22 protein-coding genes and 1 other RNA gene are annotated in these 22049 nt (G+C 65.1%); 5 read left to right on the forward strand and 18 right to left on the reverse strand.

Features of this window, described 5'->3' with window-relative positions:
* Positions 1 to 7 precede the first annotated feature (7 nt).
* Positions 8 to 376, forward strand: a complete 369-nt coding sequence (locus HOY44_RS13030) for a nuclear transport factor 2 family protein (RefSeq protein WP_287435111.1) — start codon at positions 8 to 10, stop codon at positions 374 to 376.
* Here the strand turns inward: HOY44_RS13030 and recR are convergent.
* From recR to clpS, 9 genes are all read right to left on the reverse strand, one after another.
* A complete protein-coding gene (recR, locus tag HOY44_RS13035; RefSeq protein WP_287435113.1) occupies positions 373 to 969 on the reverse strand; it encodes a recombination mediator RecR in 597 nt (198 codons plus the stop codon). The genes HOY44_RS13030 and recR overlap by 4 nt on opposite strands.
* 7 nt (positions 970 to 976) lie before the next feature.
* Positions 977 to 1336 carry a YbaB/EbfC family nucleoid-associated protein gene (locus HOY44_RS13040; protein ID WP_008331181.1) on the reverse strand — a complete coding sequence of 120 codons (360 nt, stop codon included), beginning with the start codon at positions 1334 to 1336 and terminating at the stop codon, positions 977 to 979.
* 148 nt (positions 1337 to 1484) lie between these two features.
* Positions 1485 to 3215, reverse strand: a complete 1731-nt coding sequence (locus HOY44_RS13045; protein ID WP_287435116.1) for a DNA polymerase III subunit gamma/tau — start codon at positions 3213 to 3215, stop codon at positions 1485 to 1487.
* 264 nt (positions 3216 to 3479) lie between these two features.
* Positions 3480 to 4370, reverse strand: a complete 891-nt coding sequence (gene hemF / locus HOY44_RS13050) for an oxygen-dependent coproporphyrinogen oxidase (protein ID WP_287435118.1) — start codon at positions 4368 to 4370, stop codon at positions 3480 to 3482.
* A 57-nt stretch (positions 4371 to 4427) separates the two neighbouring features.
* Entirely contained in the window at positions 4428 to 5075 is a 648-nt protein-coding gene (locus HOY44_RS13055; RefSeq protein WP_287435121.1) for a hypothetical protein, read from the reverse strand.
* Between the two features lie 139 nt (positions 5076 to 5214).
* Complete coding sequence (locus HOY44_RS13060) at positions 5215 to 5925, reverse strand: hypothetical protein (RefSeq protein ID WP_287435123.1); 711 nt, start codon at positions 5923 to 5925, stop codon at positions 5215 to 5217.
* Positions 5926 to 6113: 188 nt separating this feature from the next.
* A complete protein-coding gene (locus HOY44_RS13065; RefSeq protein ID WP_138423814.1) occupies positions 6114 to 6971 on the reverse strand; it encodes an SDR family NAD(P)-dependent oxidoreductase in 858 nt (285 codons plus the stop codon).
* A 39-nt stretch (positions 6972 to 7010) separates the two neighbouring features.
* Positions 7011 to 7982, reverse strand: a complete 972-nt coding sequence (locus tag HOY44_RS13070; protein ID WP_287435126.1) for a class I SAM-dependent methyltransferase — start codon at positions 7980 to 7982, stop codon at positions 7011 to 7013.
* A 6-nt stretch (positions 7983 to 7988) separates the two neighbouring features.
* The gene (clpS, locus tag HOY44_RS13075) at positions 7989 to 8312 is read right to left on the reverse strand and encodes an ATP-dependent Clp protease adapter ClpS (RefSeq protein ID WP_138423812.1); all 324 of its coding nucleotides are present in this window, start codon (positions 8310 to 8312) and stop codon (positions 7989 to 7991) included.
* A gap of 118 nt (positions 8313 to 8430) precedes the next feature.
* Here clpS and HOY44_RS13080 point away from each other — a divergent pair, with 118 nt between their 5' ends.
* Positions 8431 to 9132, forward strand: a complete 702-nt coding sequence (locus HOY44_RS13080) for an HAD family hydrolase (protein ID WP_287435128.1) — start codon at positions 8431 to 8433, stop codon at positions 9130 to 9132.
* 334 nt (positions 9133 to 9466) lie between these two features.
* The gene (locus HOY44_RS13085; RefSeq protein ID WP_287435130.1) at positions 9467 to 11134 is read left to right on the forward strand and encodes a D-alanyl-D-alanine carboxypeptidase family protein; all 1668 of its coding nucleotides are present in this window, start codon (positions 9467 to 9469) and stop codon (positions 11132 to 11134) included.
* Between the two features lie 27 nt (positions 11135 to 11161).
* On the opposite strand, the gene HOY44_RS13090 is transcribed toward HOY44_RS13085, so the two are convergent.
* From HOY44_RS13090 to HOY44_RS13110, 5 genes are all read right to left on the reverse strand, one after another.
* Positions 11162 to 12769, reverse strand: coding sequence for an ABC transporter ATP-binding protein (locus tag HOY44_RS13090; protein WP_287435132.1), 1608 nt, complete (start codon positions 12767 to 12769; stop codon positions 11162 to 11164).
* Positions 12766 to 13923, reverse strand: coding sequence for an ABC transporter permease (locus HOY44_RS13095; protein WP_235889138.1), 1158 nt, complete (start codon positions 13921 to 13923; stop codon positions 12766 to 12768). Before HOY44_RS13095 ends, HOY44_RS13090 begins: the two co-directional genes overlap by 4 nt.
* A 17-nt stretch (positions 13924 to 13940) precedes the next feature.
* Positions 13941 to 15038, reverse strand: a complete 1098-nt coding sequence (locus HOY44_RS13100; RefSeq protein ID WP_008331147.1) for a microcin C ABC transporter permease YejB — start codon at positions 15036 to 15038, stop codon at positions 13941 to 13943.
* Between the two features lie 21 nt (positions 15039 to 15059).
* Positions 15060 to 16973, reverse strand: a complete 1914-nt coding sequence (locus tag HOY44_RS13105) for an extracellular solute-binding protein (protein ID WP_287435136.1) — start codon at positions 16971 to 16973, stop codon at positions 15060 to 15062.
* 174 nt (positions 16974 to 17147) lie between these two features.
* On the reverse strand, positions 17148 to 17675 hold the full coding sequence (locus tag HOY44_RS13110; RefSeq protein WP_040885615.1) for a c-type cytochrome: 528 nt from the start codon (positions 17673 to 17675) through the stop codon (positions 17148 to 17150).
* Between the two features lie 130 nt (positions 17676 to 17805).
* Here HOY44_RS13110 and HOY44_RS13115 point away from each other — a divergent pair, with 130 nt between their 5' ends.
* Positions 17806 to 18639, forward strand: coding sequence for a prephenate dehydratase (locus HOY44_RS13115; RefSeq protein WP_040884694.1), 834 nt, complete (start codon positions 17806 to 17808; stop codon positions 18637 to 18639).
* Between the two features lie 6 nt (positions 18640 to 18645).
* Here the strand turns inward: HOY44_RS13115 and HOY44_RS13120 are convergent, their stop codons facing one another.
* From HOY44_RS13120 to nudC, 3 genes are all read right to left on the reverse strand, one after another.
* On the reverse strand, positions 18646 to 19380 hold the full coding sequence (locus HOY44_RS13120) for an FkbM family methyltransferase (protein WP_287435140.1): 735 nt from the start codon (positions 19378 to 19380) through the stop codon (positions 18646 to 18648).
* 164 nt (positions 19381 to 19544) lie between these two features.
* Positions 19545 to 20015: an SRPBCC family protein gene (locus HOY44_RS13125; protein ID WP_287435142.1), complete on the reverse strand. Its 471-nt coding sequence runs from the start codon at positions 20013 to 20015 to the stop codon at positions 19545 to 19547.
* A gap of 74 nt (positions 20016 to 20089) precedes the next feature.
* Positions 20090 to 21061 carry an NAD(+) diphosphatase gene (gene nudC / locus HOY44_RS13130; RefSeq protein ID WP_287435145.1) on the reverse strand — a complete coding sequence of 324 codons (972 nt, stop codon included), beginning with the start codon at positions 21059 to 21061 and terminating at the stop codon, positions 20090 to 20092.
* Positions 21062 to 21171: 110 nt separating this feature from the next.
* On the opposite strand from nudC, the gene ffs reads away from it, so the two are divergent.
* Positions 21172 to 21270, forward strand: an RNA gene (gene ffs, locus HOY44_RS13135) — signal recognition particle sRNA small type.
* Between the two features lie 14 nt (positions 21271 to 21284).
* Here the strand turns inward: ffs and HOY44_RS13140 are convergent.
* Entirely contained in the window at positions 21285 to 22049 is a 765-nt protein-coding gene (locus HOY44_RS13140; RefSeq protein ID WP_287435147.1) for a class I SAM-dependent methyltransferase, read from the reverse strand.

Below are 22049 nucleotides of genomic sequence, written 5' to 3' on the forward strand. Positions count from 1 at the left end.
CGTTTGCATGACTTCACTGGATGACACACCCGCCACCGAAAGCCTTTGGGCCGAAGAGGAAAATTTCTGGCTCGAAGGCCCCGATTTCTACCGCGCGCACATGGTGCCCGACGCGGTGATGGACTTCCCCGAGCCGACCGGATTGCTGACAGGCGAGCAGGTCCTGAACGCGCTGGAAAACGCGCCGCGCTGGGACAGCGTGTCGTTCTTCGATCGCGATGTCGAGAAACTGGGGAACAAGGCGCGCCTGACCTATCGCGCCGAAGGCAAGCGCGACGGCGTGGCCGCCTATGTGGCGAAATGCGAAAGCGTCTATGTGAAAAGCGCGGGCGATTGGCTGCTGACCTGCCACAAGCAGGTTCCGCTGGAGCGTTAGACCCGCTTTCGCGCTCTGAGCGCCGCGGTGATGGTGCCATCGTCGAGATAATCGAGTTCACCGCCGATGGGCACACCTTGGGCAAGCGAGGTGACGTCACAGCGCCCCTCCAACTCTTCCGCGATGTAATGCGCCGTGGTCTGGCCATCGACCGTGGCGTTCAACGCAAGGATCACTTCGGTGATGTTCTCGTCGCCCACGCGGCTGACCAGCTTGGGGATGCGCAACTCGTCAGGGCCGATGGCGTCGAGCGCGGAGAGCGTGCCGCCCAGAACGTGATAGCGGCCCTTGAACACGCCCGCGCGTTCCATCGCCCAAAGGTCCGCCACATCCTCGACCACGCACAACTCACCCGTCGCGCGCTTTTCCGAGGTGCAGATGTCGCAGACCTCGGTCGTGCCGACATTGCCGCAGGTGATGCATTCTCGGGCCGAAACCGCGACGGCATGCATCGCGTCGGCAAGGGGGGCCAGAAGCAGCCCGCGCTTGCGGATCAGGTGCAGCACGGCGCGACGGGCCGAGCGCGGGCCGAGGCCCGGCAGCTTGGCCATCAACTCGATCAGGTTCTCGATGTCGCGCGGCGCTTCGCTCAAGGGTCCGTCAGCCGCCCATGCCGCCGAAGGGGTTGCCCATGCCCGCGGGCAGGCCGAGTTCCTCGGTGATCTTCTGCATTTCCTGGCTGGAGCGTTCCGAGGCTTTCACCTGCGCGTCCTTGATCGCGGCGAGGATCAGGTCCTCGACCACTTCTTTCTCGTTCGGGTCGAAGATCGACGGGTCGATGTCAAGCCCGACAAGTTCGCCCTTGGCCGTGGAGGTCGCCTTGACCAGCCCGGCGCCGCTTTCGCCGACCACGGTGATGGTGTCGAGACGTTCCTGCATCTCGCCCATCTTGGTCTGCATTTCCTGCGCGGCTTTCATCATCTTGGTCATGTCGCCAAGGCCGCCAAGTCCTTTGAGCATGGATGTCTCCCTCTTGTTCGGGTGTCGGTCTCTATATCGCAATGGCCGGGCGGGGCCACAAGGCTGGACGCCAAGAATGTATTCGGGGCGCGACATTCAGGTTTGCGATGTAAACCGGACTGCTCGCGCGGGGTGAGGTGCAGGCACCTCACCCATCCTCGAACGGGTCCCATTCGTCCTCGACCTCGGGCAGCGCCTCGACCTGCGCCTCGGCCTCCAACTCGTCCGGGGTGCGGATTTCGGTGATGCGCGCCTTGGGAAAGGCGGCGAGGACGGCCTGCACCAACGGGTGCTCGGTCGCCTTGGCCTTGATCTCGTTCTCCTCGGCATCGCGGGTCTCGGCGATGGTCGGCGCATCGGCGTCGTTGACGAGCGAGACGCCCCAGCGCGCGCCGGTCCAGCCCTGAAGCCGCTGCGCCAGACGCGCGGCGAGGTCGCGGGGGGCGTCGGGCGTCGGCGTGAATTCGATCCGGCCAGGCTGGTAGGCGGCAAGCCGGATGCAGGTCTCGACCTCGACCAACAGCTTCACATCGCGGTTCGCGCGGATCAGCCGCACGACGCTCTCGAAGGTCGGATAGCGGGCCAGCGCGTTCTCGGCCTGCGGGGCGAGCGCGGTCACGGTCCCGCCACCGCCCGACGGCGCGCGGCTGGTCGCGTAGCCGTTGGTGGACCCGCCACCCGGCGCCGGGCCACCTGCGGGTGCGGTGGGGGGTGGGGGCGGCGTTTCCTGCAACTTCTTCACCAGTTCCTCGGGCGAGGGCAGGTCGGACACATGGGTCAGACGGATCACCGCCATCTCGGCGGCCATCATGGCGTTGGGGGCCATGCCGACCTCTTCGATCGCCTTGAGGAGCATCTGCCACATCCGGGCCAAAACACGCTGCGACAACGCCTCGGCCATCGCCTGACCGCGCGCGCGTTCGTCCGGGGACACGGTCGGGTCTTCGGCGGCCTCGGGCGTGATCTTGATGACGCTGACCCAATGCGTGACCTCGGCCAGATCGCGCAGCACCGCCATCGGGTCGGCCCCATCGGCATATTGCGCGGAAAGCTCGGCCAGCGCGCCCGCGGCGTCGCCGCGTAGGATCATGTCGATCAGGTCGAGCACACGGCCCCGGTCGGCCAGACCCAACATGGCGCGCACCTGATCCGCCGTTGTCTCGCCCGCCCCGTGGCTGATCGCCTGATCGAGAAGCGACGTGGCATCGCGCGCCGAGCCTTCGGCGGCGCGGGTGATGAGCGCGAGGGCGTCGTCCGCGATCTCGGCCTTTTCTTCGGTGGCGATCCGGCGCAACAGGCCGATCATGTCCTCGGGCTCGATCCGGCGCAGGTCGAACCGCTGACAGCGCGACAGGACCGTGACGGGCACCTTGCGGATCTCGGTGGTGGCGAAGATGAACTTCACATGCGCCGGCGGTTCCTCGAGCGTCTTCAGAAGCGCGTTGAACGCGCTCGTCGACAGCATGTGAACCTCGTCGATGATGTAGATCTTGTAGCGCGCGCTGGCCGCCCGGTAATGCACGCTGTCGATGATCTCGCGAATATCCCCGACGCCGGTGCGCGAGGCCGCGTCCATCTCCATCACGTCGACATGGCGCCCCTCGGCGATGGCCACGCAATGCTCGCACTCCCCGCAGGGCTCGACCGTGGGGCCGCCGGTCCCATCCGGACCGATGCAGTTCATCCCCTTGGCGATGATCCGTGCCGTCGTCGTCTTGCCGATCCCCCGGATGCCGGTCATCACGAAGGCCTGCGCGATCCGGTCCGCCGCGAAGGCGTTGCGCAGCGTGCGCACCATCGCCTCCTGCCCGATCAGGTCGGCGAAGGTCTCGGGCCGGTATTTGCGGGCGAGAACCTGATATTCGGTGCTGTCGGACATTTGGCCTCCGGGTGAGTCTGGTCGAATTTAGTGGCTGGCCGGACGGGCGTCTACCGGACCTTGCCGCCCGATCCCGCGCTTTCGCCGTCAGGGGGCGCTGCCCCCGTCGTCCAGCAAGCTGGCCGACTCCCCCGAGGTTTTTTGAAACAGAGAAGAGGGGACGGGCGCATTAAGGTTAACGGCCGCCCCTTCTCTGTTTCCGGAAACCTTCGGGGGGAACGGCGGCTTGCCGCCGTGGGGGGCAGACAGCCCCCCTCTGCCGTCTCACACCCACTTGGCGAGCGGGGGCAGGCTCATCAGAACCGCGTCCGGGTCGTGGCTGGTGGCGAGGCCGAATTTGGTGCCGCGGTCGTAGACGAGGTTGTACTCGGCATATAGGCCGCGGTGCACGAGTTGCGTGTCCTTGTCGGCCTCGTCCCAGGGCGTGTCGCGGCGCCTCTCCGTCACCGGCAGGAAGGCGGGGAGGAAGGCGCGCCCGACGTCCTGTGTGAAGGCGAAGTCGGCCTCCCAGTCGCCGGTGTTGTGGTCGTCGTAGAAGATGCCGCCGACACCGCGCGCGCGGCGGCGGTGCGGGATGTAGAAATACTCGTCCGCCCAGGCCTTGTAGCGGTCGTAATAGGCCGGGTCGTGCGGGTCGCAGCCCGCCTTCATTGCGGCGTGGAAATGCGCGGTATCCTCATCGTATTCGATGCAGGGGTTCAGGTCCGCGCCGCCGCCGAACCACCATGCGCCGGGGGTCCAGAACATCCGCGTGTTCATATGCACCGCCGGGCTATGGGGGTTTTGCATATGGGCGACGAGCGAAATGCCCGAGGCCCAGAAGCTCGGGTCCGCCTCGATCCCCGGCACGCCGCGCGCGGCCATGCTTTTCTGGGCCGCCTCGCCCAGCACGCCGTAGACGGTCGAGATGTTGACGCCGACCTTTTCGAACACGCGCCCGCCGCGCATGACCGACATCAGCCCGCCGCCCGCGTCCGAGCCGTCGTCGGAGGTGCGGGTGGTCGATTTGACCTCGAACCGGCCCGGCGCGTTTTCGGCGAAGGGGCCGGTCGTCTGGCTGTCTTCGAGCGCCTCGAAGGCCGCGACGATCCGGTCGCGTAAGTCCCGGAACCACGCGCTTGCGCGAGCTTTCTGGTCGTCCATCATGTCGGTCATCGGCGGTCCTCCTGCAACGGGCCTTGCCTATGCCAAGCGTCCGCGCAGGTAAATGGACTACTGTGCCGCGACCACAGCGAGCGTTCCGGCGCGCAGCGCGTTGTTTTCGGTCAGCGTCATGTTCCCCGCACCTCCTGCGGTGCCCGTGACCTGAACGCCCGTCGCCCCGTCGCCCGAGAAATTGCCGGTGCCACGCCCGTCGAAATGCAGCGCGTCGCCCTCATGCGTGATCGTGCCGTCGATCGTCACCTCGAAATTGGCCCCGCTTGCGCCGGTGCTTTCGACCGCGATCTGGCCCGTCGCCTCGCTGTAATCGGCGAGGATGTCTTCGATGTCGCCAGCGTGCCCGTTCTGGATCGCGCTGAACAGCTCGGTCTGGTTCACCCCGGTCTTGCCGAGCATGTTGCTGACCGAGCCGTCGATCCGCGACCCCGCCGCCGTGAAGGTCGCATCCAGCGCGGCGGTGCCGACAAGTTGACGCCCGATCTGATCGGAGATCGTTTCCTTGACGAAGGCGGTCGCGTAGCCGGTATAGGTCGCGCCGCCCGAGGTGGGCATGGTGGCGGGCGCCGCCCCGACGCCCGACAGGTCGGCGATGACGTCGGCGACGCTGCTTGTGATGACCTCGGGCGAAGCGTTGCTGCCGGACTGGGCGGCGCAGGCGGACAGAAGAAGGACGAAGGGCAGGGCGCGGGCACAGGACATGGCATCCCTTTCGGGTCGTTCGGCCCTCATCCCATGCGCTAGGCATGTATCCCCGCTACAACTCTAGGATGTTAAGCGGGATTTGTCCATCGTCCGCAGGCGTGGCCCCGATCCTCATCGGACCGGGGCCGTCGCCGGATCAGTTCGTTTCGACGAGCCGGATGCCGAAGTCGCCGAAACGGTCGACGCCGTTTTCCTTGATGGTCAGCCCTTCGTGCGTTTCCGCGTTCACGAACATGCCTTCCCCGTTCGCGCCGATGAAATAGCCCCGGGTGGTGCCGCCGAATTCGATGGCGTCGCCGTTGTGCGTGACCGTGCCCGATACGTCGGACGTGATGTTCTTGGTGGTGCCGACCGGCGTATCGAGGCGACCGTTGGTGAAGGTCAGCTCGCCGCTGGTGCCGTCATAGGTTTCGAGAAGCGCCTGAACGTCGGCTGCCGTGCCGGAGGTGAGGGCGATGTAGAACTCGTTCTGGTCGGTCTCGTCCTTGGCGAGGATGTTGCTGACCGTGCCCGAGAAGTCGACGTCGCTGGCCATGAATGCGACCTCGAAATTCGCGTCGCCGACCAGCATGCGCCCGATCTGGGTCGGGTTACCGCCGGTGAACTGCGTGTCCTTCACGACACCCGCCATGAAGCCCGAGTAATTGGCTTCACCGCTCGTGGGCAGCGTCGAATCCACGCTGGCCAAGGCGTTGAAATCGTCGCGGGTCTGGACCGCCAGGGCCGCGGTTGCCACCGGGTCGGCGGTGGACCCGCCCGGCCCGATACCGAAGAGCGCACAGCCCGACATGGACGTCGCTGCCGCGAGTGCGGCCGTCGCCGCGAGAATGCGTCCGGAATGATTCATGGAAACCCCCTTGGTGCTGTGCACCGCAGGCGGCGCATCGCCTTATGGATAGGGTTTCGCCGGGCGTTGAGACATCCCCCTGAACAGGGGGTTTGCCTGCCGGATGAACCGGCCGGAAAACCGGCGCGCGGCGCGGAACCGACCGCTTGTGCAGGACGGCCCGAAGGCGCGGACCGGTTCGCCGGCGTCTAGTGCCGGTCGCTGTCCACCACGTCGATCACCGTGCGCCCACCGTCGACCATCACCACCTGTCCGGTCATGAAGCGCGAGGCATCGGCGGCGAGGAAATGAACGGCTTCCGCCACCTCGCTCGCCTCGGCGATCCGGCCCAGCGGGGTGCCGTGGATGACCTCTTCGCGCAGGTTCGGATCGGCCGCGCAGGCTTCGCGCAGGCTCGTCGACATGACCGAACCGAAGCCGACCGCGTTCACCCGGATCTTGTGCGGGGCGAGCGCGACGGCCATGGAGCGGGTCATCTGTTCCAGCGCGGCCGATGCGATGGAGAACCCCATCAGCGCGGGCCGGGTGCGTGTCGCGGCAATCGAGGTCAGGTTGACGATGGCACCGATGGATTGCGGCGGCTCTTCGGCATCCTCGTCCTTCGCCTGCTGGATCATCCGCTTGGCGACGGCCTGACTGAGCTTGAGCGCGGTCATCAGGTTCTGGTCGATCAGGGTTTCGACGGTCTTGTCTTCGCTGTCCAGCGGGTCCATCGCGATCACCTGACGCGAGGCGTTGACGAGGATGTCGACCCGGTCGAAGGCGTCGATTGTGGCCGACAGCAGATTGGCGATGGTCAGCTTTTCGCGCAGGTCGCCCGCGAAGATGCGCACCTTCGAGGCTTCTTCCTCGACCGGGTCGGCCCCGGCGGCGGGCAGCACGTCCATATCGGGGTTGGAGCCGAACTCCTCGGCCAGCTTCACCTCGTCCATGTCGGCGCACATGACGTTGGCGCCGGACTCGGCCAGATGGCGGGCGATGGCGAGGCCGACGCCATTGGCGGCGCCCGTGACGATGACGGTCTTGCCCGTGATAGAAAAGGACATTCAGGTCTCCTGATTCACCGGGGTCGAGACTAGGGGCATTCAGGTCCGGCTGCGAAGGGGTTTCGACGCGCGGATCACCTTGAAGCCCGGCGTGCCGCCGACCTCGTCCACCTCGCGGAACTGGGCGGTCAGCGCGTCCTCATAGGGCAAATGGCGGTTGGCGACCATCCAGAAAGTGCCGGTCGGGGCAAGCATGGCCGCGGCCGATGCGATGAAGGCGCGGCCAAGGCCGGGGTCGCCGGCGCGCCCGGTGTGAAACGGCGGGTTCGAGACGACGACATCGACCGGGGAGTCGGGCCGGTAATCCGTCGCATCGGCCCAGTGGAACGACGCCCGCGGGTCGGTCACGTTCTCACGCGCACAGTCGAGCGCGGTCAGATCGGCCTCGACCAGATCGAGCGCGGTCACCTTGTCCGAGGTCAGGATGTGGCGCGCGAGAAACCCCCAGCCTGCGCCGAGGTCGACCACCCGGCCCGAAAGCGCGGGAAGCGCGTCGACCAGCGCGCGCGAGCCTTTGTCGGGCCCGTCCGCCGAAAACACGCCCGGGCGTGTGACGAAGCCCTCGACCGTGCGTGCCTGACCCGCCCACCCCGGAAAGTCCGGTGCGGCGAGCCAGAACAGTTTGCCGTGGGATTTCGAGGTGACGCCAACCGTTCCGGCCACGGTTTTGACCGCCTTCAGGATCGAATCCACACCATCGGTTTTCTGCCCGTCCACGATCAGGAACCCGGCACAGCCCGAAGCCTGCGCCAGAAGGGCGCGCGCGGCATCCTTGGCGCGGGGCAGGAACACCAGCGCGGTCGCATACGTGCCCTCGGGCGCCTGCAAGACCCTGTAGCCCAACCCCTGCCAGTAGCGCGCATCGGGAAAGAACCGGCTCACGATGTCGACACGGTCACGCTCCAGCGGCGACAGGTCCGCGCCGATCGGCGGGCCGAAGACCGCGATGCGACCTTCGGGCAGCACGAGCGCGCCGGTCTCCAGCGCGTGCGATAGTCTGGCGGATGACATGGCGGGCTATTCCCGCTCCATCGTGCATTGCAAGGGGTGCTGGTACTGACGGGCCATTTCCATCACCTGATTCACCTTGGTCTCGGCGATCTCGTAGGAGAACACGCCGACCACCGCGAGCCCCTTCTTGTGGACCGTCAGCATGATCTCGAACGCCTGCGCGTGGTTCATGCCGAAGAACCGCTCCAGCACCATGACGACGAATTCCATCGGGGTGAAATCGTCATTGATGAGCAGCACCTTGTAAAGCGGCGGGCGTTTGGACTTGGCCTTGGGCCGGACCGCAAGCTGGGTGTCCCCGCCCGGCGGGCCGTTCGGTTCGTCAGCCATGAGTTTGAGGTCGCTCGCCAATCCGCTCTCCATGTGATCGCAATTTGCCCGCATGAGGCCGACAATATAATGGGGTGGCCACGCAAATAAAGGGGGCCTTCGGCAGGGAGTGGTCACAATGGCAGGAAAAATAAAGACAATCGCATTCGATGCCGACGATACGCTCTGGCAGAACGAGCAATTTTTCCGCCTGACGCAGGAACGATTCGCGGACCTTCTGGCCGATCACGCCGAGCGCGGGCATCTGGAAGAGCGGCTCATGGCGGCTGAACGGCGCAACCTCGGGCACTACGGGTTCGGCATCAAGGGCTTCGTGCTGTCGATGATCGAGACCGCCATCGAAGTGACCGAGGCACGGGTGCCCGCGACGGTGATCGCCGAGATCATCGCGGCGGGGCAGGAGATGCTCTCGCACCCGATCGAGCTTTTGCCGGATGTCGAGGAGACCGTGGGCGCGCTGGCCGAAAGCCACCATATCCTGCTCATCACCAAGGGCGACCTTCTGGATCAGGAGCGCAAGCTGGCGCAATCCGGCCTAGGCGACCTGTTCGACGGGGTCGAGATCGTGTCGGACAAGACGCCCCCGGTCTATTCCGAGATTTTCCGGCGGCGCGAGGTGGAGCCGGACACCGCGATGATGGTCGGCAATTCGCTAAAGTCAGATGTGCTTCCGGTGATCGAAGCGGGGGCCTGGGGCACCCATGTCCCGCATGACCTTACATGGTCCTTCGAACATGCCGAGCCCCCGACGGAGCACCCACGCTTTCGCGAAATCCCCCGGCTGGGTGCCCTCCCGGCCATCCTCGCAAGCCTCGACTGACCTCTTCTTCGTTTCGAAAATACTTCAGGGGAGCGCGAGGGGACTGGTCCCCTCGCCACCGCGACGGGCCGACGCAGTCGGCGCGGCGCAAATCCTGTGCGGGCGGCCCCGCCGCCCGCGCCTTTCAGGTCCGCCGGCTTGACACAATGTCGCCACATTCCAGCATCTCGCGGTGCACCAAATGGGACACGCTAGATGTTGAGCGCGGCATGATGTCTTTCGGCAAAGCAACTGAGACTTAACTGTTTTCTCGGCTCAGGGGCCGTGCTACGCTTCACCCAAGCAGAAAAATCCGGACATCAAAAAAAACAACCGTCCGGGGAATGAGGCAGTGATGGCAAGCGACGCTCTTCGTCGTGTCGGGCAGGCAGTCCGCACTTTTCTGGCATTCATCGTGGTGGCCCTGACGCTGGCCGGTGCGCCCGCGCTCGCCGCGCCCTACGCCGCGCTGGTGGTGGATGCGCGATCCGGGCAGGTGCTGCATGAACGCAACGCCGATGCGCGGCTGCACCCTGCCTCGCTCACCAAGATGATGACGCTCTACATCGTGTTCGAGGCGGTCGAGCATGGCGAGATTTCCCTCGACAGTCTCGTGACGATCTCCCGCAATGCTTCGGCCGAGCCGCCGTCGAAAATCGGGTTCCGCGAAGGCTCGCAGGTGCGACTGCGCCACCTGATCCGCGCCGCCGCCGTCAAATCCGCGAACGACGCCGCCACGGCGCTGGGCGAAGCGATCTCGGGGTCGGAAGAGGCCTTCGCCGCCCGGATGAACCGCACCGCCAAGGCGCTGGGCATGACGCGCACGCATTTCGAGAACATGCACGGCCTGACCGCCGAAGGGCACCTGTCCACCGCGCGGGACATGACCACGCTGGGGCGGCACCTGTTCTACGACTACCCGCAGTATTACAACCTGTTCTCGCGCACCTCCGCCGATGTCGGCGTCAAGACGGTGCCCAGCACCAACCGCCGGTTCCTCACGACCTATGAGGGCGCGGACGGCATCAAGACCGGCTACACCCGCGCTTCGGGGTCGAACCTGACCGCCAGCGCGCATCGCGGCAACAAGCGCATCATCGCGACGATCTTCGGCGGCACGTCCGGCCCGTCGCGCGACGCGCAGATGGCCGAGCTTCTGGACATGGGCTTCAGACAGGCCGGCAACAACGTCGCCGTGCGACCGCCGTCGAAGCCGCCCTATATGGGCAACAGCGGACTTGGTGCCTCGGCGCCGCTGGTCGCGAACAACGAGCTCGACGAGCCGGGCGGGGCGGGCAAGACGATCCGCGTCGTCGGAGCGCCGGCCAAATCGATCCGCCCCAGACCGCGCCCCGGCATGGCCTTCGACCCCGCGACATCTGAAGCGGTAGAGGACGTGATCGCAGGCATTCTCGCGGCGCCTGATGTGGCCGAGACGGACGCGGCCACGGTGGCCGAAGCGGAGACGACGGAACCGACAGAGTCGGGCGAAACGGTCGAGGTGGCGACGGTCGCAGACCCGGCCGAGACGCCGCAGCCCGACCCCGCGATGACGCCGCAGACCGCGCCGCAAGAGGTGGCCGAGGCGAGCGCGGCGACGGAAACCCCGCCGATCGCGCAAGACGACGCGACGCCGATCATCAATGCCTCGCTCGCTGCGCCGGAGATCGCGCCGGTCCCGCCCGCACGGCCCGACGACATGATCCTCGTCAGCGTGGAAAGCTCGGGCGCCGCCGCCCCGGCTGCCCCGGAACTGGTCACACGCATGTCCACCTCGGGCGGGCGTCACTGGGGCATCAACGTCGGCATCTACACGACCCAATACGAGGCCGAGAAGGTGCTCCTCAGGACCGCCCTTTCGGAGCTCGCGACCCTTGGCGAGGCGCTGCGCAAGGTCGGCAAGTCGCGTCAGGGGTTCAACGCGAACTTCGTGGGCATGACCAAGGAAAGCGCCGAACTCGCCTGTCGGCGGCTCTCGGTGCGCGACACGTCCTGCACGGTGATCGAGGCCGGGGCGAGCTAGTCCCGGTCCGCACCGGACCCCGCCGCGCTACATCGCAGCGCCGTCCGCTGCCTTGATCTCGAACGCCGCCGCCATGAGCGCCTTGGTGTAGTCGGTCTTGGGTGCGTCGAACACCTGATCCACGTCGCCCTGCTCCACCACGTCGCCGGACTTCATCACCAGCACCTTGTGGCTGAGGGCGCGCACGACCTTCAGGTCGTGGGAAATGAACAGATAGGCGAGCTTGTACTTTTCCTGCAAACGCCGCAGCAGATCGACGATCTGCACCTGCACCGTCATATCCAAAGCCGATGTCGGCTCGTCCAGCACGACAAGGCGCGGACGCAGGATCATGGCGCGTGCGATGGCGATGCGCTGGCGCTGGCCACCGGAAAATTCGTGCGGGTAGCGGTGCATCATCTCGGGGTTCAGCCCGACCTCGGTCATGATCTCGGCCACCATTTCGCGCTTGTTGCGCCCCGGCTCCACCCCGTGAACGGCGAGGCCCTCGGCGATGATTTCCTCGCAGGTCATGCGGGGCGAAAGCGATCCGTATGGGTCCTGGAACACGATCTGCATGTCGCGGCGCAGGCCGCGCAACTGCTTGGACTTCCACCCCTGAATGTCGTCGCCCAGGAACACCACCGGCCCCTGTGACGAGATAAGCCGCATGACGGCGAGCGCGAGCGTGGTCTTGCCGGAGCCGGATTCGCCCACGATCCCAACCGTCTCGCCCTCGCGCACCGAAAAGCTGGCGGCATTGACTGCCTTGATGTGCCCGACCGTCTTGCGCAACAGGCCGCGTTCGATCGGGAACCAGATGCGCAGATCCTTGGTGCTCGCGATCTCCTGCGCGCCTTCGGGAACGGGCAGCGGCTTGCCGGTCGCCTCGGCGGAGAGGAGTTTCTGGGTGTAGGGATGGCGCGGGTTGGCGAACAGCTCGTCGGTGCGCCCGGCCTCGACGATCTCGCCATCCTTCATCACGTTCACGCGGTCCGCGAATTTGCGGACGATGGACAGATCGTGCGTGATGAACAGAAGGCTCATTCCCTCGGACCTGATGAGGTCGGCCAGTAGGTCGAGGATCTGCGCTTGAATGGTCACGTCGAGCGCCGTGGTCGGCTCGTCCGCGATCAGCAGGTCCGGGCCGTTCGCCAGAGCCATCGCGATCATCACCCGCTGGCGTTGACCGCCCGACAACTGGTGCGGATAGCTCTTGAGCCGGCTTTCGGGGTCCGGAATGCCGACCTTGTCCAGAAGCTCGACGATCTTGTCGTGCAACGCCTGACCTTCGAGCCCCTGATGCAGCTGGATCGACTCGCGCAGCTGCTTTTCCAGCGTGTGCAGAGGGTTGAGCGAGGTCATCGGTTCCTGAAAGATGAAGCTGATGTCGTTGCCGCGCGTGCGGCGCAACTCCTTCCACGTGGCCCCGACCATTTCGCGCCCGTCATACTTGATCGACCCTTCGATCTCGGCGCTTTCGGGCAGGAGCGACACGGTGGACAGCGCCGTGACCGACTTGCCGGACCCGGACTCCCCGACCAGTGCGACCGTCTCGCCCTTCATCACATCGAAGGACACGCCTTTGACGGCGGGCAGGAGTTGCCCGTCCTGCCGAAACGCGATCTTGAGGTTGCGGACGTCGAGCAGCTTCATTGGAAGGTCTTCCGGGGATCGAAGGCATCGCGCACGCCTTCGAAGATGAAGACGAGAAGCGACAGCAGCACCGTGAAGGTCACGAAGGAGGTGAAAGCCAGCCAAGGCGCCTGAAGGTTCTGTTTCGCCTGCCGTGTGAGTTCGCCCAGCGAAGGCGCGGACGAGGGCAGGCCGTAACCGAGGAAATCGAGCGCGGCGAGCGTGCCGATGGTGCCGGTGATGATGAAGGGCAGCATGGTGAGCGTGGCGACCATCGCGTTGGGCAGCATATGGCGGAACATGATGGTCCGGTTCGACACGCCGAGCGCCTTGGCCGCACGGACGTATTCGAAGTTGCGCGCCCGCAGGAACTCGGCCCGCACGACGCCGACGAGCGCGGGCCAGCCGAACAGGATGGTGACGAAGACCAGAAGCCAGAAACTTCGCCCCAGAATCGCGAAGAGGATGATAATGACGTAAAGCGACGGGGTCGAGGCCCATATTTCCAGAATGCGCTGGAACACGAGATCGAGCCAGCCACCGAAATAGCCTTGCACTGCGCCCGCCGCGATCCCGATGAGAGAGGTGGCGAGGGTCACGATGATGGTGAAATAGACCGAAAGCCGAAAGCCGTAGATCACCCGCGCCAGCACGTCGCGCGCGGTGTCGTCGGTGCCGAGCCAATGGTCGCCGTCGGGGGCCGAGGGCGCCGCGGTGCCGATGTCGTTGATCGTGTCGTAGGAATAGGGGATCGGCGGCCACAGGAGCCAGCCCTTGGTGATCTGCTCGCCCGCGATCTCGCCATCTTCGGCATCCGCGATGGTGCCTTCGGGGTCGTCCCAGCACAGCTCGGACCCGGCGGCGACGATCAGGCATTCGACCTCGATATCGGCATAGACCGCTTCGGTGCGGAAATCCCCGCCGAACGCCGTCTCGGGATAGAACTTGAACACCGGCGCGTGAAGCTTGCCGTTATAGGACACGAGGATGGGTTTGTCGTTCGCGATGAATTCGGCAAAGAGCGACAGGCCGAAGACGATGGCGAAAATGATGAGCGACCAGAAGGCGCGACGATTGCGCTTGAAGTTGCGCCAGCGCCGCTGGTTCAGCGGCGACAGGAACGGGCGCTTGCGCGGGGCGACCGGGGCCGGGGCCGTCTGGGCCGGTTCACGCATGTTCGGATCGGCGCTCATCAGGCTTCCCGCTTTTCGAAGTCGATGCGCGGATCGACGAAGACATACATGAGGTCCGACAAGATGCCGATGACGAGACCGACGAGGCCGAAGACGAAGAGCGTGCCGAAGATTACCGGATAGTCACGCGCGACGGCGGCCTCGAACCCAAGGCGGCCAAGACCGTCGAGCGAGAAGATCGTCTCGATGATGAGGGAGCCGCCGAAGAAGACCGAGATGAACAGGCCGGGAAAGCCCGCGATCACGATCAGCATGGCGTTGCGGAAGACGTGCCCGTAAAGCACGCGCCGTTCCGACACGCCCTTGGCGCGCGCGGTGATGACGTACTGCTTCTTGATCTCGTCCAGAAAGCTGTTCTTGGTCAAAAGCGTGAGCGTCGCGAAGCTGGCGATGGTCGAGGCGAAGACGGGCAGGGCGATGTGCCAGAAGTAGTCGAGCACTTTGCCGATCAGGCTGAGGTCCTCGAAGTTGTCCGAGGTGAGGCCCCTGAGCGGGAAGATCTGCCAGTAGGTGCCGCCCGCGAACAGGACCAGAAGCAGGATCGCGAACAGGAAGCCGGGGATGGCATAGGCCACGATGATAAGGCCCGAGGTCCATGTGTCGAAGGTCGATCCGTCATTCACCGCTTTGCGGATGCCCAGCGGGATCGACACGATATAGGCGATGAGCGTCGACCACAGGCCCAGCGTGATCGAGACCGGCAGTTTCTCGGCCACCAGTTCGAACACCCCGATGGATCGGAAGTAGCTCTCGCCGAAGTCGAGCCGCATGTAGTTCCAGATCATCGTGAAGAACCGTTCGACCGGCGGTTTGTCGAAGCCGAATTCGCGTTCGAGTTCCTCGATGAATTCCGGGGGCAGCCCGCGCGCGCCCGCGTATTCCGACGACCCTTGCGCCGAGCTTCGCGCGGTGTCGTTGGCGAATTCCCCCGCACCGCCCGATATGGCGCCGAACACGTCGCCCTCGCCGTCGATGCGCGCGATGATCTGCTCGATCGGCCCGCCGGGGACGAATTGGGTCAGAGTGAAGTTGATGACCATGATCCCGAAGAGCGTCGGGATGATGAGCAGCAACCTGCGGAGGATATAGGCGCCCATAGGGTGGTCTTGGTCCTTGCCTTAGCGCAGGACGCCCGCGTCTTTGAGCGCCTGATGTTTCTCGGCGTCGTACCACCAGAAATCCAAATAGCCCATATCGAGCGGCGGGATCGTCTCGGGTTTCCCATACATATCGAAATAGGCGACGGTATGCACGGGCTTGTACCACTGCGGCACCATGAAGCCGATGGACCGCAGCGTCCGGTCGAGCGCATGGACCGAGGTTTCGAGCGCCTCAAGCGTCTCGGCATCGACCACGGTGGGAATGATGCGGTCCACCGCCTCGTTCCTGAGACGCATCAGGTTGCGCGAACTGTCGTCGGCCGTCTTGGAGGCGAACCATTGTTCCAGCCCGATGCCCGGCTCGAACCCCATCGAAAAGCTGTGGCTGGTCATGTCGAAATCGCCCGCGCGGCGGTTCTCGACATATTGCGCCGTGTCCACGCGTTCCAGCTTGGCCTGAACGCCGAGTTGCTGAAGGTTCTCGATATAGGGGTTCAGGATGCGGTCGAAATTCGGGTCGTAGGACAGGATCTCGAGCGCCAGAACCTCGCCCGCTTCGTTGCGCCGCACGCCGTCGTCGCCGGGAATCCAGCCCGCCTCTTCCAGCAGGGCGCCCGCGGCCCGGTAGGTCCCGCGCGAGGGGCGGTTGCCGTCCGCGCTGTTGACGTGGGGCATCGCCGGTTCGTCGGTCAGGATCGAGGCGTCCAGCAGACCTTCGTCGACGAGCGGCTGAAGGATTTCCACCTCGCCCTCGGACGGAACGCCCTCGGCCGCGAGGTCGGTGCCGGGCCAGAAGGAATAGACGCGGTCGTAAAGGCCATAGAACAGCGCCTCGTTCGACCATTCGAAGTTGAACATCATGCCGATCGCATCGCGCACGCGCTTGTCCTGCCAGACCTCGCGGTCGAGGTTGAAGATGAAGCTTTGGGCGGTGCCCACGGTGCCGTCGGGGATTTCTTCCTTGATGACGTAGCCGTCGTTCAGGTTCGGGAAATCATAGCCGGTCGCCCAGATGAGCGAGGAATTCTCGACGCGGAAGGTGAAGGCCCCGGCCTTGAACGCCTCGAACGCGGCCTGACTGTCGGCGAAATACTCGACCCGGATGCGGTCGAAATTGTTGCGGCCGATCTGAAGCGGGTGATCCGCGCCCCAGTAATCGGGGTTCTTCGCATAGACGATCTGCCGGTTGAAGTCTTTCGATTCAAGCACATAGGCGCCCGTCGACATGAACGGCTCTTCCGAACTGTCGTCAAGCCGGGTGCCGGTTTCCTCGAACCACGCCTTCGAGAAGACCGGGGTTCCGCCCGCAAAGCCGACACGTTCGCGGATCGGCGCCTGATCGGTGAAGGTGAATGTGATCGTGTGATCGTCCACGATCTCGACATCCTCGATGAAGCCCTCGACGATCCGGCGGTATTCGGTGATGCCCTGTTCGAGGAACAGGTTGAAGGAAAACAGCACGTCCTCGGCGGTCATCGGCGTGCCGTCGGCGAAGGTCACGTCGTCGCGCAGGTTGAAGGTGATCCACTTCAGATCCTCGGGGTATTCCATCGTCGTGCAGAGGAAACAGTAGATGCCGTAGGGGTCGTCGGCGGTGGAGGTCAGGATCGATTCCGACCCGATCGTGGCGAGCGCGGCCGACACGCCCTTGCGCGAGTAGTTGTTGAAGCTGTCGAAGGTGCCCATGGACGAGATCGAAATCTCGCCGCCCTTAGGCGCATCCGGGTTCACGTAGTCCAGATGCTCCATGTCCGGGCCATATTTGACCTCGCCGAAGTTCGAAAACGCGTGGGTCTCGATCGTGTCCTGACCGCGGGCGACGGTGGCCCCGCCAAGGATCGCGGCGCCCGACAGAAGGATCGCGGTCAGCGTCGGGAATGTCGGGGCTGCAAGTCGGGCTTGGGTGGCGGCGCGCGCGGGGCGGGGCGTCATGGCGTCTCCTCTGGTCGCTCTGGACTGGTCCGATAGAGAAAAGGCTAAGCCCGCATCGCCCTGACATTCAAGGCGAGAATTCGTGAGATAGATTGCGGGCACATTACACGGAAACAAGAAAAAGGCCGCCCCGGTTCCCCGAGGCGGCCCTTGAATTTCCGTGTCCTGCGCGGATCAGGGGTTCGCGGCGAGATACGCGATCACGTTCGCGCGGTCTTCGATATCCTTGAGACCCGAGAAGGTCATCTTGGTGCCGCTGATGTTGCTGCGCGGGTTTTCGAGGAAGGCGTCGAGCGCCTCCGGGGTCCAGTCGCCACCGTGGCTCGCCATCGCGTCGGAGTAGCCGAAGCCGTCGACGCCGGCGACGGCACGACCCACGACGCCGTCCAGATGCGGGCCGGTGCCGTTGGAACCGTCAAGCTTGTGGCAGGACTGGCACTTGTTGAACACGCGCTCGCCCGCACCGGCATCGGCGGACGCATAGACCTCTTCGAAGCTGACTTCGGCTTCTTCTTCGCCGCCTTCGCTCGATTCCTCGAGGTTCGCGATCACGTAGCCTTGGCTGTGCTCTTCGCCCTCTTCCCCGTGGCCGCCCTCGGAGGTGGCATAGAGCGCATCGGCACCCCAGCTTGCGAAAAGGAAAATCAGCAGCGCGGCGCAAACGGCGGCGCCGGCCTTGGTAAGGGTCATTGTGTCGAACATGTCGCGTTCCATCTGATGCCTGGTCTCGCGGGTGTCTACACGCTTTAACCCCGGCGTTTCAAGCGGTATGAGGCGCGACGAAATGCGACATGGTGTCTGCCGCGTCGCACGTCATGGGAAGGGGATGGGCATGACCGGCATCATAGCGTTTCAAGGCGAACCGGGCGCATATTCGCACGAGGCCTGCCAACAGGCGCGTCCCGACATGGAGGCCTTGCCCTGCGCGACCTTCGAGGATGTGATCGCCGCCGTGCGCGAAGGCCGGGCCGAACAGGCGATGCTGCCGGTCGAAAACTCGACCTATGGCCGGGTTGCCGACATCCACAGGCTGCTGCCTGAAAGCGGGCTTCACATTCTCGACGAGGCCTTCGTCCGGGTGCGGATTTCACTGATGGGCCTGCCCGGCGCCCGTCTGCAAGACATCACGGACGTTCGGGCGCATCTGGTCCTGCTGCCGCAATCGGCGGCGTTTCTGAAGGCGCATGGCATCCGGGGGCACGCGGCGGCCGACAGCGCCGGGGCGGCGGCGGAACTGGCCGAACGCAAGGTGAAAGGCGAAGGCGTGCTCGCCTCGACTCTCGCCGCCGAGATCTATGGCCTCGACGTTCTGGCCCGCGATATCGAGGACCACGGGCACAACACCACGCGCTTCGTCATCATGGGGCGCGAGCCCGATCTTACCCGGCGCGGCGACAAGATGATGACCACCTTCGTCTTTGAAGTGCGCAACATCCCGGCCGCGCTTTACAAGGCGATGGGCGGCTTCGCGACCAACGGCGTCAACATGACCAAGCTGGAAAGCTACATGATCGACGGCTCGTTCACCGCGACCCGGTTCTATTCGGACATCGAAGGCCACCCGGAAGACGAGAACGTGAAACTCGCGCTCGAAGAGCTGGAGTATTTCACCCGCAACCTCGACGTTCTGGGCGTCTATCCCGCGGACCCGCGCCGGGACGGGTAAGCGCGCCTAGCGGCGCCCGAAAGGCCACTTGCGCCGTCCGAGAATGCGGGGGAACGGCTTTTGTTTGCGGAACGTGATGACCGGCCCGGAACTGTTGGGCGCGTCATAGACGAAATCGTTGTCGTCGAGGATGCGAAACACTTCGCGCACGCCTTCGGGGCCGAAGACGCGCGGGTGCACTTCGATGATGATCTTGCGGATGGGGCCGAAGTCGAGATGGCGGAAAAGGTCCAGCTCGCCCCCTTCGATGTCGGACACCAACACGTTGATCTTCTTCTCGCGGATGAACCGTGACGCATCCTGAACGTCGACCCGGACGGTCGTGACGTTGTTGTCCCCGGCCTTGTTGATGCCGGAACCCCAGAACACGCTCGTCACGCCGAACTCCACATGACCGCGATCAAGCGTGTCGCGATCCGCGACGAAGGCCGCGTTGATGACCTCGACCCCCGTGACGCCGTTCTTCTCATGCGTCCGCCGGATATGCGGAATCAGCCGCGCGTCGGCTTCGACCGCCGCGAAATAGGCGGGCTTCTTGGACCCGCAAACCACGGTCGAGACGAAGCCGAGCCCGGCCCCAAGCTCGAGAACGCGATCCCCGTCCTGAATGACGTTGCGCGCGAACTTCATCTCGCGGTCTTCGTAGGTGCCCTGTTCGATCTCGGAAATCACACGGGGCGACGTAATGTCATCCGCAACGCTCAGGTCTATGTTTGCGCCGCCATGTGTCACGAAATCCATGTTTTTCCACCAGTTTTGTTTTCAATGTCGAAGCGAATACCCATCGCGGACCGTAACGAAGCGATCAGGTCAAATCGAATGTCGCGTGCACTCCCTTGCATGCCACGCTGGTGCAATTCGAGGATTGATGCAAATTCATCACGGAGGGTGAAGGCGCGGGCCGCTCAGAACCCGCGCGACTGGCACCGCTCTTCGAGGTCGGCGCAGAATTCGGCGATCCGGCGGCGATAGCGGTTCTGGATGTTGGTCTTGGCAAGCTTGGCGGACTGGATCATCAGGCGGGCCGGGATCGTGCGCGGCGTCGCCTCCATCGTGATGTTCATCCGGGTCCGGGTCCGCGACATGGCCACCAGTTCGATGACCGCTTCCACGTCCAGCCCGGCGGCGCGCATCACCAGCGTCATGCCCTCGGGCGGGTCGTATTGGGTCAGGTCGATATCCGCCTTGCGCTCGCGCCCGCGATACTCGAATTCCGCGTGCCACGACATGCCGACGCCCGGCGCCTGAAGCGTATCGGTGCGCACGATCTCGGCGCCGCGGCGCATCGCGGCCCGTTCGAACCAGCCGAAATCGGCGATATTGGCGAACACCGCCTCGATCGGCGCCGCGATATCCTCGCGCGTGGTGAGTTGCATGCCTGTCCCTTTTCCCGCTCTCGCCCCGTGGGGTTGGCCCCCTTTAGTAGTGGTTCGGGGCGATTCTGAGGCAGTCAGAGCGTTCCGGCAAGCCAGTTTTTCATCAGAACCTGAGCGATGGCGCCCCGGCGCGGTCTGCGGATCGTCGGGTGTGTGCCTGCGAAGATGTCCACAAGCGCCTCGCGGCTGACCCAGTGCGCGTCCTCGATCTCGGCCGGGTCGAGCGTCATTTCGGTGTGCGTGGCTTCGGCCCAGCAGCCGATCATCAGCGAGGCCGGGAACGGCCAAGGTTGCGTCGCGAGGATGCGGGAGGGGCCGACGATGACCCCGGTCTCCTCCTGCACTTCACGTGCGACGGCGGCGGAAACGGTTTCCCCCGGCTCCATGAATCCTGCGAGCAGGGAATACATGCCGCCGGGCCAGCCCGGCGAGCGGCCCAGCAGGACCGAATTGCCGTGGGTGACGAGCATGATGACCACCGGGTCGGTGCGCGGGAAGTGGAAGCGCCCGCAGGACGGACAGGACCGGCGCCATCCGGCCTGATCCATGTTCGATTTTTCGCCGCAGGCCGCGCAATAGCCGTGCGAGCGGTGCCATTCGAGAATGCCGCGCGCGGTCGCGGCGAGTTCGCTTTCGAACGGGGTGAGGCCGGCGAGCGCGGCCCGCAGATCGGGAAAGCGCGCATCTTCGGGCAGGTCGCCCAGCGGCGGGGCGGGCATGTCCATACCGGGATCGCCGGGTCCGCCGTCGGCGGCGTGGGAATAGGCAGGCATCGCGGAAATGTCGGCGGCGAAAAGCGGGGTGCCGTCCTGCTGCCCGAGAAAGATCCACGCCGGGTCGTGCCCGGTGATGAGCGGATGGTCGGTCGCGAGCAGTTCGAGGTGCAGATCGCCGCCGGGACCGGAGACACCGGCCATCAGGGGCCTGCCGCGCCAGATCGGAAGCGCGCGGGCGGTGCCGGAGGACAACAGCGCGTCGGCTTCGGCCCTGCGATGCGCGGCACGGTCAAGCCCGCCGCCCCCGAATGCCAGTTCGCTCAGGTCCATCCTGTCCTCCGTCCGTTGCGTGTGAAACGGGTATGCGGGGGGCCGCCGGGTGTCAAACCCCTGCGGTCCGAGGGCTTGATCCGTGGGGCCGAGTCACCTATATCGCCGGGTGAGAGGTTGGCGCGGGCAAGTGCCTCGCCAACCCGGTCAGGTCCGGAAGGAAGCAGCCGTAACGAGTCCCGCTTGGGTCGTTGTCCAGCCTCTCACCTTATCCCCCATTTCGTCAGTATGCCTTCTGCGCGGTGAAGATCATCTGCCCCGCGTGCAGCACCTTGAGCACGTTGGCGCGGCGCCAGTCCAGATCGCCGCGTTCGGCCAATGCGTCGATGGCGATGTTCAGGTTCGAACTCTTGAATGGTCGGCCCTGCCGGGCATCGCGGTTGAAGTGCCAGAGGCCGAGCGACAGCGCGTCGATCCCACTGGCGAGGAAGGTGACCTTCAGCCCCGCGTCCGCATTGATCGTCTTCCAGCCGTGCGGCGAGAAGCAGAACATGCTCGCCATGTGAAACGGCTCCATGCAGGACACGCTGCCCACGAACACGCCGCCCGGTTTCAGCACGCGCCGGATGTCGCGCAGGAGCGGTTCGGGATGGCGGACGTGTTCGAAGACCTGCTTGCTGAACACCATGTCGAAGGTGTTGCGGCGAAAGGGAATGCGCACGCCGTTGTATTTCCGCGAGGCACGGGCGAGGGGCCGGTCACGCCGGTCCCAGCGCCGCGCGATGTCGACGCCGTTCCACCTGAGGCCCGGGTTCAGGGTTTCGAACTGGGCCTTGGTCTTGCCGAAGCCGGAGCCGAGGTCGAGCACCCGGAATTCGCCCGTGCGCGGCACGAGGGTCGCGGCATGTTCGAATGCCTCCAACTGCGTGGTCGCGTGATCCGGCACGCAGTCCCCGATCGAGGCGACAAGCTCGTCGAGATGCGGGTTCTCGGCGGTCGGGAGGTTGTCCAGAAGCGGGGGGAGGAAGTCGTTGGGTCTGTCGTTCAT

The organism is Maritimibacter sp. (assembly GCF_016774595.1).
Lineage (GTDB): Bacteria > Pseudomonadota > Alphaproteobacteria > Rhodobacterales > Rhodobacteraceae > Maritimibacter > Maritimibacter alkaliphilus.

Bases quoted from the DNA above. Each gene is read 5' to 3' on its own strand.
- HOY44_RS13030 (WP_287435111.1), top strand. From the start codon at position 8: ATGACTTCACTGGATGACACACCCGCCACCGAAAGCCTTTGGGCCGAA.
- HOY44_RS13040 (WP_008331181.1), bottom strand. From the start codon at position 1,336: ATGCTCAAAGGACTTGGCGGCCTTGGCGACATGACCAAGATGATGAAA.
- HOY44_RS13045 (WP_287435116.1), bottom strand. From the start codon at position 3,215: ATGTCCGACAGCACCGAATATCAGGTTCTCGCCCGCAAATACCGGCCC.
- hemF (WP_287435118.1), bottom strand. From the start codon at position 4,370: ATGACCGACATGATGGACGACCAGAAAGCTCGCGCAAGCGCGTGGTTC.
- HOY44_RS13055 (WP_287435121.1), bottom strand. From the start codon at position 5,075: ATGTCCTGTGCCCGCGCCCTGCCCTTCGTCCTTCTTCTGTCCGCCTGC.
- HOY44_RS13060 (WP_287435123.1), bottom strand. From the start codon at position 5,925: ATGAATCATTCCGGACGCATTCTCGCGGCGACGGCCGCACTCGCGGCA.
- HOY44_RS13065 (WP_138423814.1), bottom strand. From the start codon at position 6,971: ATGTCCTTTTCTATCACGGGCAAGACCGTCATCGTCACGGGCGCCGCC.
- HOY44_RS13070 (WP_287435126.1), bottom strand. From the start codon at position 7,982: ATGTCATCCGCCAGACTATCGCACGCGCTGGAGACCGGCGCGCTCGTG.
- clpS (WP_138423812.1), bottom strand. From the start codon at position 8,312: ATGGCTGACGAACCGAACGGCCCGCCGGGCGGGGACACCCAGCTTGCG.
- HOY44_RS13080 (WP_287435128.1), top strand. From the start codon at position 8,431: ATGGCAGGAAAAATAAAGACAATCGCATTCGATGCCGACGATACGCTC.
- HOY44_RS13085 (WP_287435130.1), top strand. From the start codon at position 9,467: ATGGCAAGCGACGCTCTTCGTCGTGTCGGGCAGGCAGTCCGCACTTTT.
- HOY44_RS13090 (WP_287435132.1), bottom strand. From the start codon at position 12,769: ATGAAGCTGCTCGACGTCCGCAACCTCAAGATCGCGTTTCGGCAGGAC.
- HOY44_RS13095 (WP_235889138.1), bottom strand. From the start codon at position 13,923: ATGCGTGAACCGGCCCAGACGGCCCCGGCCCCGGTCGCCCCGCGCAAG.
- HOY44_RS13100 (WP_008331147.1), bottom strand. From the start codon at position 15,038: ATGGGCGCCTATATCCTCCGCAGGTTGCTGCTCATCATCCCGACGCTC.
- HOY44_RS13105 (WP_287435136.1), bottom strand. From the start codon at position 16,973: ATGACGCCCCGCCCCGCGCGCGCCGCCACCCAAGCCCGACTTGCAGCC.
- HOY44_RS13110 (WP_040885615.1), bottom strand. From the start codon at position 17,675: ATGTTCGACACAATGACCCTTACCAAGGCCGGCGCCGCCGTTTGCGCC.
- HOY44_RS13115 (WP_040884694.1), top strand. From the start codon at position 17,806: ATGACCGGCATCATAGCGTTTCAAGGCGAACCGGGCGCATATTCGCAC.
- HOY44_RS13120 (WP_287435140.1), bottom strand. From the start codon at position 19,380: ATGGATTTCGTGACACATGGCGGCGCAAACATAGACCTGAGCGTTGCG.
- HOY44_RS13125 (WP_287435142.1), bottom strand. From the start codon at position 20,015: ATGCAACTCACCACGCGCGAGGATATCGCGGCGCCGATCGAGGCGGTG.
- nudC (WP_287435145.1), bottom strand. From the start codon at position 21,061: ATGGACCTGAGCGAACTGGCATTCGGGGGCGGCGGGCTTGACCGTGCC.
- HOY44_RS13140 (WP_287435147.1), bottom strand. From the start codon at position 22,049: ATGAACGACAGACCCAACGACTTCCTCCCCCCGCTTCTGGACAACCTC.